Source organism: Niallia laureatilytica, assembly GCF_046613985.1.
In the GTDB taxonomy this organism is placed as follows: Bacteria; Bacillota; Bacilli; order Bacillales; family Cytobacillaceae; genus Niallia.
Genome location: NZ_JBKKHP010000001.1, coordinates 956,126 through 968,961 on the forward strand (window position 1 = coordinate 956,126; position 12,836 = coordinate 968,961).

At 38.9% G+C, this 12,836-nt stretch carries 16 protein-coding genes and 2 other annotated features; of the genes, 4 read left to right on the forward strand and 12 right to left on the reverse strand.

Going from position 1 to position 12,836, the window contains the following annotated elements; genetic code table 11:
* Positions 1-99: 99 nt before the first annotated feature.
* The 5 genes from ACLIJJ_RS04860 to ACLIJJ_RS04880 all read right to left on the reverse strand — a co-directional run bounded on the left by ACLIJJ_RS04860 (position 100) and on the right by ACLIJJ_RS04880 (position 5,696).
* The gene (locus ACLIJJ_RS04860; protein ID WP_233317518.1) at positions 100-642 is read right to left on the reverse strand and encodes a CvpA family protein; all 543 of its coding nucleotides are present in this window, start codon (positions 640-642) and stop codon (positions 100-102) included.
* Between the two features lie 10 nt (positions 643-652).
* Positions 653-913, reverse strand: coding sequence for a cell division protein ZapA (zapA, locus tag ACLIJJ_RS04865; protein ID WP_233317516.1), 261 nt, complete (start codon positions 911-913; stop codon positions 653-655).
* A gap of 155 nt (positions 914-1,068) precedes the next feature.
* Positions 1,069-3,483, reverse strand: a complete 2,415-nt coding sequence (gene pheT, locus ACLIJJ_RS04870) for a phenylalanine--tRNA ligase subunit beta (protein WP_411410603.1) — start codon at positions 3,481-3,483, stop codon at positions 1,069-1,071.
* Between the two features lie 18 nt (positions 3,484-3,501).
* Entirely contained in the window at positions 3,502-4,542 is a 1,041-nt protein-coding gene (gene pheS, locus ACLIJJ_RS04875) for a phenylalanine--tRNA ligase subunit alpha (RefSeq protein ID WP_233317512.1), read from the reverse strand.
* Between the two features lie 87 nt (positions 4,543-4,629).
* Positions 4,630-4,877, reverse strand: a binding site (T-box leader).
* Between the two features lie 72 nt (positions 4,878-4,949).
* Positions 4,950-5,696: a TrmH family RNA methyltransferase gene (locus ACLIJJ_RS04880; protein WP_233317510.1), complete on the reverse strand. Its 747-nt coding sequence runs from the start codon at positions 5,694-5,696 to the stop codon at positions 4,950-4,952.
* A gap of 134 nt (positions 5,697-5,830) precedes the next feature.
* Here ACLIJJ_RS04880 and sspI point away from each other — a divergent pair, with 134 nt between their 5' ends.
* Together sspI and ACLIJJ_RS04890 are read left to right on the forward strand one after the other, a co-directional pair.
* Positions 5,831-6,037: a small acid-soluble spore protein SspI gene (gene sspI, locus ACLIJJ_RS04885; RefSeq protein ID WP_233317507.1), complete on the forward strand. Its 207-nt coding sequence runs from the start codon at positions 5,831-5,833 to the stop codon at positions 6,035-6,037.
* A 243-nt stretch (positions 6,038-6,280) separates the two neighbouring features.
* Positions 6,281-7,405: an AI-2E family transporter gene (locus ACLIJJ_RS04890; RefSeq protein WP_237941788.1), complete on the forward strand. Its 1,125-nt coding sequence runs from the start codon at positions 6,281-6,283 to the stop codon at positions 7,403-7,405.
* A 44-nt stretch (positions 7,406-7,449) separates the two neighbouring features.
* Here the strand turns inward: ACLIJJ_RS04890 and ACLIJJ_RS04895 are convergent, their stop codons facing one another.
* Positions 7,450-8,034 carry a TetR/AcrR family transcriptional regulator gene (locus tag ACLIJJ_RS04895; protein WP_237941789.1) on the reverse strand — a complete coding sequence of 195 codons (585 nt, stop codon included), beginning with the start codon at positions 8,032-8,034 and terminating at the stop codon, positions 7,450-7,452.
* A gap of 84 nt (positions 8,035-8,118) precedes the next feature.
* Between ACLIJJ_RS04895 and ACLIJJ_RS04900 the strand changes: the two genes are divergently transcribed.
* Complete coding sequence (locus ACLIJJ_RS04900) at positions 8,119-8,658, forward strand: hypothetical protein (protein ID WP_237941790.1); 540 nt, start codon at positions 8,119-8,121, stop codon at positions 8,656-8,658.
* A 31-nt stretch (positions 8,659-8,689) separates the two neighbouring features.
* Here the strand turns inward: ACLIJJ_RS04900 and ACLIJJ_RS04905 are convergent, their stop codons facing one another.
* On the reverse strand, positions 8,690-9,772 hold the full coding sequence (locus ACLIJJ_RS04905; protein WP_489685856.1) for a M42 family metallopeptidase: 1,083 nt from the start codon (positions 9,770-9,772) through the stop codon (positions 8,690-8,692).
* Between the two features lie 240 nt (positions 9,773-10,012).
* Between ACLIJJ_RS04905 and ACLIJJ_RS04910 the strand changes: the two genes are divergently transcribed.
* Complete coding sequence (locus tag ACLIJJ_RS04910; RefSeq protein WP_411410604.1) at positions 10,013-10,366, forward strand: sigma-w pathway protein ysdB; 354 nt, start codon at positions 10,013-10,015, stop codon at positions 10,364-10,366.
* 16 nt (positions 10,367-10,382) lie between these two features.
* Here ACLIJJ_RS04910 and ACLIJJ_RS04915 read toward each other — a convergent pair whose 3' ends face one another.
* From ACLIJJ_RS04915 to infC, 5 genes are all read right to left on the reverse strand, one after another.
* Complete coding sequence (locus ACLIJJ_RS04915; RefSeq protein WP_411410605.1) at positions 10,383-10,982, reverse strand: TVP38/TMEM64 family protein; 600 nt, start codon at positions 10,980-10,982, stop codon at positions 10,383-10,385.
* 63 nt (positions 10,983-11,045) lie between these two features.
* A complete protein-coding gene (locus ACLIJJ_RS04920) occupies positions 11,046-11,321 on the reverse strand; it encodes a DUF1294 domain-containing protein (protein ID WP_233317488.1) in 276 nt (91 codons plus the stop codon).
* A gap of 78 nt (positions 11,322-11,399) precedes the next feature.
* Complete coding sequence (gene rplT / locus ACLIJJ_RS04925; RefSeq protein WP_127737091.1) at positions 11,400-11,756, reverse strand: 50S ribosomal protein L20; 357 nt, start codon at positions 11,754-11,756, stop codon at positions 11,400-11,402.
* A 26-nt stretch (positions 11,757-11,782) separates the two neighbouring features.
* Positions 11,783-11,983, reverse strand: a complete 201-nt coding sequence (rpmI, locus tag ACLIJJ_RS04930) for a 50S ribosomal protein L35 (protein WP_101175729.1) — start codon at positions 11,981-11,983, stop codon at positions 11,783-11,785.
* 17 nt (positions 11,984-12,000) lie between these two features.
* Positions 12,001-12,504 carry a translation initiation factor IF-3 gene (gene infC, locus ACLIJJ_RS04935; RefSeq protein ID WP_233317485.1) on the reverse strand — a complete coding sequence of 168 codons (504 nt, stop codon included), beginning with the start codon at positions 12,502-12,504 and terminating at the stop codon, positions 12,001-12,003.
* 151 nt (positions 12,505-12,655) lie between these two features.
* Positions 12,656-12,794, reverse strand: a sequence feature (ribosomal protein L20 leader region).
* Positions 12,795-12,836 lie beyond the last annotated feature (42 nt).

A 12,836-nucleotide genomic window follows, 5' to 3' on the forward strand; every position in this document is an offset into this window, starting at 1 on the left:
ATATCATAACATGTTCTGCTATTTTTCTATAACAAGTTGCTACTATTTAAGCAAAAAGAAACCCCTCCAGCCTCATAGCCGGAAGAGTTCCTATTGCCTTTAGGAGGCTACGTATTCAAACCAAATTTCCTTGATCTTTTCCGAAAAGTATGGAGTGTTTTCGATAATACCTGCTGCTACAACCGAATTATTCAGATGTGTCTGAATGAACTCAGCAGGAAGCAATGCTGCAATATAAAGCAGGATAAACAGCACCAAATAGGTTTCAACAAAGCCTAAAATTGCTCCGGCCCAAGTGTTAAGCTGCTTCAAGACAGGAAGGCTTGCGACAAAATCGACCATGCTGCCGATGATTTGCCAGATTATTTTCACAGCAAAGAAAATCACTGCAAAAGCGACTGCACGGTAAAATACCTCTTCCAAGTTTGTGCTGCCAAAAAGTCCTTGAACGAAACTGTTCTCACTTGTATTTGTATAAGGTATCCATAAGTTTAATTTAGTTGAGAGCGGTATATAATATTTATTTGCAACAATAAATGCCACGATAAATCCTGTCAAATGAATGATCTGCAGGATAAAGCCCCGTTTCAGCCCTCTCAAGAGACCAAAAACGAGCAGAATGATGACGATTAAATCCAACATGAACTTTTTTTCAGTCCTTTTCTCTATTTAATTCATTTTCCAATTCTTCCACGCGATCTATTAGCTTAATATAGTCATTTACAATATTAACAGCTGTCAGCACTGCTAATTTATTTGTATCAAGGGATGGATTCTTCCCGTAAATCTCGCGCATTTTCTTGTCCACGATAGAGGCAACCAATCGAACATGACTGGAAGATTCTTGGCCGAGTATTACATATTCCGTTCCATATATTTTCACATTCGTACGGTTTTTTTGTGCATCTGACACTATCTTGCCTCCAATCCTTTAAGAATCCTAATCTATATCATACCATGAAGTGACTTTAAGTGGGAAGTCATTGCATGGTAAATACAGCAAGTTTTACAGCTTCTCCCGCTCTCCTCGCAAAAAAAGCTGGCCATACCGGCCAGCTTCCATCTATATTATCCTCTTAACACAGCTCCTGCTTTCTCTTTAACAGCTTCTAAAACTTTGTCATGCGACTTTGTAATCATGTCATCTGTCAATGTTTGTTCTGGATCGAAATATTTTAGAGAGTAAGCAATGGATTTTTTGCCTTCTTCCATTTTGTCTCCTTCATACAGGTCAAACACCTGTACTTCTTTCAGTAAGGAACCGCCTGCTTCAACGATAATTTTTTGGATTTCGCCAGCTGAAATTGTGGTATCAACAACAAGAGCAATATCTCTTGTTACGCTAGGGAATCTTGGAATTGTCGTGTATTGCAAGTCTGTAACTTCAGCAGCAAGCAGCTTGCTTAAATCTAATTCAAAGACATATGTTTCTTTCAAATCAAGCTCATTTTGAACTTGTGGATGCACCTGGCCAGCAAACCCGATTGATTCACCTTTGAACAAAATATCTGCTGTTCTTCCAGGATGCATGCCATCCATTGTTCCGCGCGTAAACTCGATTTCTTCAGAAACGCCAAGCTTCTGGAACAGCCCTTCAAGCACTCCCTTTAATACGAAGAAATCAACCGGTTTTTTCTCACCTTGCCAGATATGAGAAACCCATGATCCTGTAATAGCACCTGCAACATGCTCTTTTTCTTCCGGAAGCTCATTTTGTGCTGTCTCCAAGAATACAACGCCTGTTTCATAAACAGACAGGCTGTCATTTTGGCGGGCAGCATTATATTTTACTACCTCTAACAGCTGTGGAACGATGCTTTGTCTCAGCAATGCTCTTTCTTCACTCATTGGCATTGCCAGGCGGACTGGATTTCTTTTCTCTAGTGCAAATTGCTGAACTTTCTTTTCACTTGTTAATGCATAAGTGATGGCTTGATATAATCCTGCACCTTCTAAATATTTGCGGACAGCGCGACGCTTTTTCTGATATTCTGACAACGCGCCTGGGATAGCTGCACCGATAGGCAAGGTTGTTGGAATATGATCATAACCGAAAAGTCTTGCTACTTCTTCTGTTAAATCTTCTGGAATAGAAATATCATTTCTTCTAGTCGGCACTGTTACTGTGAAGCTGCCGTTTTCAACAGAAGTTTCAAATTGAAGCCTTTTGAAAATATCTGTCACTTCGCCTTCTGTTAAAGAAGTCCCTAATACATTGTTCAATTTCTCTAAAGTAATCGAAACAATTTTCGGCTCAGCTTTTAGGTTTTCTGCTGCCACTTCACCTTCCAAAACGTCTCCGCCTGCATAAATTTGAAGCAATTGCGCCGCTCTTTCAGCAGCTTGACGAACACGATTAGGATCGATTCCTTTTTCATATCTTGCGCTCGCTTCACTTCTTAAGCCTAGTGTTTTAGAGGATTTACGGATAACTCCAGCTTCGAAATAAGCAGATTCCAAAAGGACTGTTGTTGTATCGCTTTGAACCTCTGAATTTGCACCGCCCATTACACCAGCTACAGCAACTCCAGCTTCACCGTTTGTAATTAGCAAATTGTCTTCTGTCAGCGTTCTTTTTGCATCATCCAAAGTTACGATTGTTTCTCCAGCTTTTGCTCTTCTTACAAGAATTTCTTTTGAACCAAAACGATCATAGTCAAATGCATGCAGAGGCTGACCGTGTTCTAACAGAATATAGTTTGTGATATCGACAACATTGTTATGTGGACGGATACCAGCAGCCATTAGTCTTCCTTGCATCCATAATGGTGATGGAGCGACTTTAACGTTTTTAATAATTTTTGCTGTGTATAGTGGTACATCCTCACTGTTTTCCACTTTTACGCTTACATAATCCGCAGCGTTTTCTGCTGTTTTTGGATAGTCAACAGCAGGAAGCTTTACGTCCTTGCCTAAAACAGCTGCAACTTCATAAGCAACTCCTAACATGCTTAAGCAATCTGATCTGTTTGGAGTCAGGCCAAGCTCAAGGACTGCATCATCTCTTTGTAAATACTCAAGTGCATCTCTGCCTACTTCCACATCACCTGGGAACACGAAAATGCCTTCTGAATAATCTTTTGCAACAACTTTTGCTTCAATGCCAAGCTCCTGCAGGGAACAAATCATTCCATTTGATTCCTCACCGCGCAGCTTCGCTTTTTTAATTTTGAAGTTCCCTGGAAGAACTGCTCCAACCTTAGCGACAGCTACTTTTTGGCCAGCATCAACATTTGGTGCTCCACAAATGATTTGAACTGGTTCGCCGTCGCCTACATCTACTAGACATTTGTTCAGTTTATCTGCATTTGGGTGCTGTTCACGCTCTAACACATGACCGATAACGACATTTTTCATGCCTTCATTTAGCACTTCCACACCTTCTACCTCAATACCGCTTCTCGTGATGCGATCAGCTAACTCCTCAGGTGTTATATCATTTAAATCTACATATTCTTGCAACCATTTATAAGAAACTAACATTTGCTATTCTCCTCCAACTCAATATTCTGGCACTGTAAACTGTTTTAAGAAACGGATATCATTTGTATAGAAATGGCGGATATCGTCAATTCCGTACTTCAGCATCGCAATACGTTCTGCACCAATTCCAAAGGCAAAACCAGAATATTTCTTCGAATCAAATCCTGCCATTTCCAGCACATTTGGATGAACCATACCTGCTCCAAGCACTTCAATCCAGCCTGTGCCTTTACATACACTGCAGCCTTTTCCTTTACAGATACTGCAAGAAATATCAACTTCTACAGAAGGCTCTGTGAATGGGAAGAAACTTGGACGAAGACGGATTTCTCTGTCATTGCCAAACATTTTCTTCGCGAACACTTCAAGTGTACCTTTAAGATCGCTCATGCGGATATTTTCATCAATGACAAGCCCTTCAATTTGCATGAATTGGTGGGAATGCGTAGCATCATCATTGTCACGGCGATACACTTTACCAGGACAGATAATTTTAACAGGACCTACGCCCTTATGCTTCTCCATCGTACGAGCTTGCACTGGTGAAGTATGTGTTCTAAGAAGCAGTTCCTCTGTAATGTAGAAAGAATCCTGCATGTCTCTTGCTGGGTGGTTTTTCGGCAAGTTCAAAGCCTCGAAATTATAATAGTCGACTTCCACTTCTGGACCTTCCTCGACTGTATAGCCCATTCCGATAAACAGATCCTCCACTTCCTCAATCACTCTCGTCAAGGAATGATGATTTCCAACCGCAACTGGGCGGCCTGGCAAAGTAACGTCAATTGTTTCTGCTGCAATTTTCTTTTGCACTTCTGCTTCTTCCAGCGTCTTTTGTTTTTCTTCAATATGGCTTGTAATTTCATCGCGGATGACATTAACTAAAGCTCCCATTTTCGGGCGTTCCTCTGCCGATAATTTGCCCATTCCCTTCAACACTTCTGTAATTGGGCCTTTTTTGCCTAAGTATGCAACTCTTATGTCATTTAACTCTTTTACGTTTTCACTGGCTGCTATTGCTGTTAAAGCTTCTGCTTGCAGTTCCTTCAATTTCGCTTCCAATCTCGTTTCCTCCTTTTAATTTTGCATGAATCGTACAAGCTTTCGTAAAACTACTGCTGCTTGAAACATAAAAAAACCCCATCCCAACAAAGGGACGAGGTTTATATATTCGCGGTACCACCCTAATTAACCTGAATTAAGCATTCAAGTTCACTTCATTTGGATAACGGCATAAATGCCGGAACATCTTTACAATTTCATTAATGAAACTGGTCCCGATGCCAACTCAGGAGGTGAACTTCATTTAAGCTGCCAGATAAAAATGCTTTCAGTCAAGGCATTTTCTCCCTAAATCAGCAGAGCTGTAAATTACTTTTCTCCATCAACGTTTATTCATCATGCAATTTGCCATTATTATAGTATATTTTCATGTTCATTTCAAATCCATTTTGCTGTAAGCTTGCAGATTAGGCGAAATGATAGATTAAAATGCCTGCAGCAACTGCTACATTTAAGGATTCACTTTTCCCATGTATCGGAATATACAGATTTTTATCCGTTGCAGCAAGCACTTCTTTGCTTACTCCGTTTCCTTCATTGCCGACAATTAAACAATAGGAGGATTCAGGTGTTACTTCTCGATAATTGACGCCGTTTTCCAAGCTTGTACCATAAACAGGTATTTCTTTTTCCTTTAATTCTGCAATAAATTGCGGCAAGTTCTGCTTAATAATAGGCAGATGAAAATGACTGCCTTGCGCTGAGCGAACAACTTTCGGATTATATATGTCAACAGTGCCGTCGCCGACTATTACGGCATCAATTCCGGCAGCATCGGCTGTGCGGATGATTGTTCCAAGGTTACCTGGATCCTGAATCTCATCAAGAGCAATAAAGGATTTTCCTGTGGAAAGCACTTGTTCATCAGCATACTGGGTGCATAAAGCCACAATTCCTTGCGGGGTCTCAGTATCTGTTAATTGCAGAATAATTTCCTTCGTTACAATGGTTACAGGAACATCACCGTAATCCCATTTTGGCATTTCTATTTCCTCAGAAATAATCAAGTGCTTAATTGCATTTGCTTTTAGCGCTTCCTCTACTAAATGAAAGCCTTCTACAAGAAAGGTGCCTGTTTTGTCCCTTTCTTTTTTTGTCAGGCATTTTTTCCACTCTTTTATTTGAGGGTTTTTGGCAGATAATATATGTTTCAAATTGTACGTCTCCTCACTTAAGCTAACCATTCTTTCATTTTTTATTATTATAGCGTAAAGAATATACATAATAAACGTTAAATGAGTAATGATATAGTATGGGTTTGTCATATTAGGAAAAAGGAGTGTTATCCATGAATTTAAATTTACGTAATGCGATTATCCATAATGTCTCTGGCAATACACAAGACGAGCTGAAGGCGACGATTGTAGATGCTATCCAAAATGGCGAAGAGAAAATGCTTCCTGGTCTCGGGGTCTTATTCGAAGTAATCTGGAAAAATTCTTCTGAGGATGAAAAGACAGAGATGCTGCAATCTTTAGAATCAGGATTGAAATAAAGAAAAATGGGGGGATGCTAATTCCTCCTTTTTTTTGCCCAAAAATTTTTATTAATAGTGAAACTTCTTTTATCGTCAATCGTATATCCATAAAGCATAACTGCAATGTTATAAACTTTGTATAGCAGGGTATAATTCAGATAGATTTATATGCTATACTACGTGTACTATACGTTTCTATTGGTTTTTTGTGCACATATACATAAAGTAATGTAACTAATAAAGAAAAAAGGTGAAGTTATCTTGACGAAGAAGAAGTTTCATTATTGGCTTTTGCAAGTATTATTAATTGTCGCAATCATTTATGTTTGCACAAAAATATCTTTTTTATTTCAGCCTGTAGCTGTACTGTTTTCTACTTTGTTTTTTCCTATTATTATCACAGGATTTTTGTACTTCCTGTTGAATCCGATTGTCAACTTCTTGCAAAAATATAAGGTACCGAAAACATTAGCTATTATTATTATTTATGTAGTAGTAATAGGTTTAATTATTTTAGCAATCGGCAGCGTTATTCCGATGATCAGCAAGCAGATTACAGAACTATTTAGCAATATACCGAACTATGCAGATCAAGCCATTAGGTTCTTCAATGACTTGAATGATACGAAACAGTATAAATGGCTGCTTAACCAGGAATATGTGACAATGAGCGACATCACAGCCAAGCTCAATGATTTTGCTCAGACAATTCCAAGCAGCATTACAAACAGCATAAGCACCATCATCAGCACAATGACAAATATTACAGTAACGATTGTCACCGTCCCATTTTTGCTGTTTTACAGCTTCAAGGACGGGAACAAATTCCCAGCAGCATTATCAAGGTTTTTCCCTGCTTCTTACCGCAAGGAAGCTACAAAAATACTAAAGGATACTGGTGAAACTTTAGCTGCTTATATTCAAGGACAAGTTATGGTTGCCCTTTTCGTTGGTACACTTGCCTTAATCGGTTACTGGATTATCGGTCTGGATTATGCTTTAGTCATGGCCTTGATTGTTGCTGTAACTAACATTATTCCATATGTCGGACCACTTATCGGCGGAGCGCCTGCTGTTATTATCGCATTGTTCACTTCACCGACTCAGGCTCTGCTCGTTATTATTGTCATCACCATTGCTCAGCAAATTGAAGGAAATATCTTGTCACCGCTTATTTTAGGCAAAAGGCTCGATACGCATCCTGCCACTATTATTGTCCTGCTTCTCGTCGCAGGAAACTTAGCAGGTATACTTGGAATGATTCTAGCGGTCCCAACATATGCTGTTGCAAAAACAATTGTTTTAAATATCAACCGATTCTTGAAAGCGCGAAAAGCGGCAATCTTAAACAATACCCCGCCGCCTCCGCCTATTGATTTACAATAGCAAAAAAAGTTTGCCCAAAATAGGGCAAACTTTTTTTATGTTTATCATTTGCATAATGTCTCGATATGGAGACGAACAGTTTGTTTCACTTCTTCACTCGTAATCACACCGAGTAAGCAATGGAAAGCAAGACCATCAATTAAGGCAAATAGACGCCTTCCTTCCGCTTCTGCAGAAAGCTCCTGCTTCGTGCTGCCGCTTACGATAAGACCTTCTACACATCTTCTTATTCCATGCTGCATTTCTTTTAACACTTCATTACGCTGCTCCACAAGCAATGGATCAGAAATCGACTTTTTCGTAAACTCAAAATAAACCTCCATTTCTTCTTGTTTCTCTTGATTTAACGGAAGCAGCTCGTACAAAATGGTGCAAACATCCTCGACTGGTTCCCCTGTCAGCGAAACGGCTGAGATTCTCTCCTTCACCCTTTCAGATGCTAAATTCATCGAGAATTGAAGCAATTCTGTTTGCGTTTTAAAGTAATAGCGGAGTGCGCCGACTGATAGGCCTGCTTCTTCTGCAATATTTCTGACAGAAGCTTTGTCCATGCCAACCTTTCTGATAACACTCCATGTTGCTTTTGCGATTTTTTCTTTTTGTAAAGTATGATTAACAATTTTAGGCATACCAATAGTATAACTCTATTGCTTTTTTAATACAACTGTGCTAATTTGTATTTAATACAGTTGTATTAAAAAAGGAGTGTTTCCATGATTGGCATCCTGATTATCATTTGCGAAATTTCTTTTTGGTTATTTGTATTGCTAGGATTGTTTAGCCGTTATGTTCTTGGAAAAAACAAGGTAGGTGCAGCATTGCTGCTTGCAACACCAATTATTGATTTACTGTTAGTTATCTTTACTATTGCAGATATAAACAAAGGCAGCGAAATAACGGTTTTCCATGGGCTGGCAGCCGTTTATCTTGGCGTCACCATCGCCTTCGGACACAGTATGATCAAGTGGATGGATGCCCATTTCAGCTACCGGTTTGCTGCAGGAGAAAAGCCTGTAAAAAAATATGGACGGGCGCATGCTAAACAAGAAATTACTGGCTGGCTCCGCCACCTTGTGGCTTTTGCAATTGGTGCTGCATTGCTTTATATGATGACAATATTTATTCCAAAAGAAGATGCAAATACCTTGCTTCGTCTTATCCAAATCTGGTCTGTCGTCCTTGGGATTGATTTCCTCATTAGTTTCAGCTATTGCCTTTGGCCAAAGAAGCAGCGTACGGATGTGTCGAAATAAAAAGAGACCATTTCTGGTCTCTTAAAAACGGTTATTTAAATGTCAATTCCTTCACAGTATCACTGTCCAGCTTTTTAATTACCTCGATTATCAGCTTAACGGCATTTTCATAATCATCACGATGAAGCATTGCTGCATGTGAATGAATATAGCGTGTCGCAATTGTAATAGACAATGCCGGTACTCCATTATGTGTAAGATGGATAGCACCAGAATCTGTTCCGCCGCCAGGCACACTGTCGAATTGATATGGAATATTATTAGCATCTGCTGTATCTGTTACTAAATCTCTTAAGCCTTTATGAGAAACCATGCTTGCATCATAAAGAATAATTTGCGGACCTTTGCCCATTTTGCTCAGCGCTTCTTTTTCTGTTACTCCCGGTGTATCTCCCGCAATACCCACATCTACACCAAAGGCAATATCAGGCTGGATTTTTTGCGCTGCTGTTCTCGCACCGCGCAGACCAACTTCCTCCTGCACTGTTCCAACACCATATACAGTATTAGGATGTTCCGTATTTTTTAAGCCTTTTAAGACATCGATGGCAATCGCACAGCCAATGCGGTTATCCCAAGCTTTAGCAAGCAGCATCTTTTCATTGTTCATTACCGTGAATTCAAAATACGGTACGACCATATCGCCAGGTTTTACTCCCCATTCAAGCACTTCTTCTTTAGAAGCAGCACCGATATCAATAAACATATCTTTGATTTCAACAGGCTTTTTCCGTGCTTCTGGAGAGAGGATATGTGGCGGCTTTGAACCGATTACGCCAGTGATATCACCTTTGCTTGTCACGATTGTTACTCGCTGTGCAAGCATTACTTGTGACCACCAGCCTCCTACTGTCTGAAAGTATAAAAAGCCTTTATCATCAATTCTTGTAATCATGAAGCCAACTTCATCCAAGTGGCCAGCTACCATGATTTTCGGTCCGCCTTCTTTGCCTGTTTTTTTAGCAATAAGACTTCCTAAATTATCAGTAGTCACTTCATCTGCATATTCTGTTATGTATTTTTTCATTACTTCCCGTGGTTCTCTTTCATTTCCCGGTATACCTTTAGCGTCTGTCAGCTCTTTAAGCATCGTCAATGTTTCATCTAGCTTCACGTTACTTCGACTCCCTTATATTAATCATTCAAATCATTCTTATTATACTAATAAATTAAAATTCTTCCTAGCAATTTGTTGGCCTTCCTATAGGGTTCTCTAATAGTATGTTGGAAATCCACTATTTTAAAAGCATAATCTGCACTTTTTTATATTTTTTTTCATAAAATTGAAACCTTATATGTTTTCACACGTATAGAATTAGCTAAAGTTTTATCAAAAGATTTGGAGGCTTTTTATATGATGTGGCTATTGCGCTTGCTGTTATTGGCACTTATCATCTTTATCGTTTATCGCATCCTTTCATATGCTGCAAGTCCTGTACGCAGGCTTGAATTTGCCAAGAGAAGAAACAAGTTTTATATGATTGATGACAAAAAAAATATTAGAATGAACTTGGTTTTCGCCTACAACGGCTTTTTATTCGAAGGGGAAAAATATGTAAATCCAAATGATCAGAAAACGGTGAGCAGTATTCTATTATGGCCTGCTGAACCATATGACACTAAACTGCTTGACGGAGATGTACACTTTCTCGAAGAAACACTGAAAGCTGTTTACCCAAATGCAAAGATAAGTTGGAAAAAGTCCTAAAATAAAAAACAAAAAGCTAAAACGAGTGTTTAGCTTTTTTTTCTTGTTTCTTATCTTTAAAAAATTCATGCCATTTTATAATAGTCATTTTCTCTCTCAATACATACACTAATACAGCTAAAGCAAACAGAATGACAATAATCATCGTCGGTGAAAACTGACTGATGAACTGGCCGAAAATCGTATAGAAAAATGCCAGCGGTATATTAGTCATTAACGAAAATTTCATATAATCCTTGAAATTCTTCGTACGTTCAAGCAAACAAAAATTCAATAAATGATAATGGATAAAAGGAATCAGCCTTAATACGGCCACCTGCCCAGTCGTTAGATTGCGATATTCTCCAAACCACTTTTTCTTCAAACCGCTAAGTCGTTGACGTGTTTTAGGCATTCTGTTGATAACATGAAAGAAAAACAGGCAATTCACTGTCAGTCCTATGACCGAATAAATCGTACCGAATGTTACGCCAAAAAGCACTCCTCCAGCAATACATACAAGCATTGGCGGAATAAATAACACTTGCCTTAACGTATGGAAGAGAATAAACGCAATAGGTGCAAGCACCCCGCCTAATTCTACCATGACAAATAGCATTGATAATTGGTCTTCCATTCTATCACCTTCAATTGTAAGAGAATCATGCTGTTAGTAAAGTGTATAGCCAAACCTTCAAATTTATGCTAATTCCTTTAATATAAAAATAAAAGCTATTGTTTCGACAACAGCTAGCAGCGGCAATCCTACTTTAAAAGCAGCATGCTTTGTTTTATGGCGAAATTGCTTCATTCCCGCAGTCATTCCTAATGCACCGAAAAAAACGGCTATTGTCCACAAGTTTTGTTCACTTATACGATAAGCATGTCTTCTTGCTCTGTCTTTATCTATTTTCATCACAAGATACCCAGAAAGATTAATAAGAAGCCAATACAGACAAACGATTTTAATAGTCATTGCCCCTCTCCCTTTCCTTAAATCTATATAAATAAAAAGAAGGCATGAACCATGCCTTCTTTGTTAAGCTTAAAAAGCTTATTTAATGTTTTGTTTAGCAACAGTTGCTAATTCAGCAAATGCTTTTTCATCGCTTACAGCAAGCTCAGCAAGCATTTTGCGGTTTACTTCGATACCAGCAACTTTCAATCCGTGCATTAAACGGCTGTAAGAAAGACCGTTGATGCGTGCTGCTGCGTTGATACGAGTAATCCAAAGTTTGCGGAAGTCGCGTTTTTTCTGACGACGATCGCGGTATGCATACATTAGGGATTTCATAACCTGTTGGTTAGCAACTTTGTATAATGTATGTTTTGAACCGAAATAACCTTTAGCTAATTTAAGAACTTTTTTACGACGTTTGCGTGTAACTGTACCGCCTTTAACACGTGGCATATTATTTCCCTCCTATTTAGAAAAAATTACTTAATGTTGTCTAATAAATGACGAATGCGTTTGTAATCTCCTGAAGATACTAAAGAACCTTTACGAAGCTTACGTTTTTGTTTTGTAGATTTGTTAGCGAATAAATGGCTTGTGTAAGCATGTGAACGTTTTAATTTACCAGAGCCGGTTTTTTTGAAACGTTTTGCTGCTCCACGGTGAGTTTTCATTTTTGGCATTTCGTATTCCTCCTCGTTTACTTGTCGTTTTTAGGCGCTAAAGTCATGAACATGCTTCGGCCGTCCATTTTAGGATGTGATTCCACAGTGGCAACTTCTGTACAAGCTTCCGCAAAGCGAACTAGTACACGTTGACCGATTTCCTTATGTGTAATGGCACGTCCTTTAAAACGGATGGATGCCTTTACTTTATCGCCCTTTTCCAGGAACTTTATTGCATTGCGAAGCTTTGTATTAAAGTCATGCTCATCAATAGTCGGACTAAGGCGAACCTCTTTGATATTAATGATTTTTTGATTTTTACGTGCTTCTTTTTCCTTCTTTTGCTGTTCAAACTTATATTTCCCGTAGTCCATGATACGAGCTACTGGTGGTTTGGCATTTGGAGCAACAAGAACTACATCAAGATTCACACGTGTTGCAATTTCAAGAGCTTCAAATTTCGTTTTAATGCCAAGCTGTTCACCGTTTTGGTCAATAAGACGAACTTCTCGAGCACGAATACCTTCATTTAAAATCATATCTTTGCTAATAGTTAAACACCTCCAAGGTTAATTGACGAATACAACGTTCGGGTCAAGACCTTATCAAGAAAAGCTTCGCGTCCTTTTCTGTGCTAAGTACCAATTGACACTTGACTCCCCAGTTGAAATCGCAAATTTGGATTTGCATCCAAAATAAAAAGTGTGGGCGACTCAAATCACCCACACTTACGATAACCATAGTAAGACCTAAATTGTTTACGTAATACCTGTTAACTACTTGGAATCCGTGTCAATCAGGTGAGAAGCGGGTGCTTCTTCTTTTCCTCAGAACTTTATATTCAATTTACCTTAGTAACTATATCACAGTC

Excerpts from the sequence above, each read along its gene's own strand:
- ACLIJJ_RS04900 (WP_237941790.1), top strand. The coding sequence starts at position 8,119 with ATGATTGGCATCCTGATTATCATTTGCGAAATTTCTTTTTGGTTATTT.
- ACLIJJ_RS04915 (WP_411410605.1), bottom strand. The coding sequence starts at position 10,982 with ATGGAAGACCAATTATCAATGCTATTTGTCATGGTAGAATTAGGCGGG.
- rpmI (WP_101175729.1), bottom strand. The coding sequence starts at position 11,983 with ATGCCAAAAATGAAAACTCACCGTGGAGCAGCAAAACGTTTCAAAAAA.
- pheT (WP_411410603.1), bottom strand. The coding sequence starts at position 3,483 with ATGTTAGTTTCTTATAAATGGTTGCAAGAATATGTAGATTTAAATGAT.
- ACLIJJ_RS04895 (WP_237941789.1), bottom strand. The coding sequence starts at position 8,034 with ATGCCTAAAATTGTTAATCATACTTTACAAAAAGAAAAAATCGCAAAA.
- sspI (WP_233317507.1), top strand. The coding sequence starts at position 5,831 with ATGAATTTAAATTTACGTAATGCGATTATCCATAATGTCTCTGGCAAT.
- ACLIJJ_RS04860 (WP_233317518.1), bottom strand. The coding sequence starts at position 642 with ATGTTGGATTTAATCGTCATCATTCTGCTCGTTTTTGGTCTCTTGAGA.
- ACLIJJ_RS04920 (WP_233317488.1), bottom strand. The coding sequence starts at position 11,321 with ATGACTATTAAAATCGTTTGTCTGTATTGGCTTCTTATTAATCTTTCT.
- rplT (WP_127737091.1), bottom strand. The coding sequence starts at position 11,756 with ATGCCACGTGTTAAAGGCGGTACAGTTACACGCAAACGTCGTAAAAAA.
- infC (WP_233317485.1), bottom strand. The coding sequence starts at position 12,504 with ATGATTTTAAATGAAGGTATTCGTGCTCGAGAAGTTCGTCTTATTGAC.
- ACLIJJ_RS04910 (WP_411410604.1), top strand. The coding sequence starts at position 10,013 with ATGATGTGGCTATTGCGCTTGCTGTTATTGGCACTTATCATCTTTATC.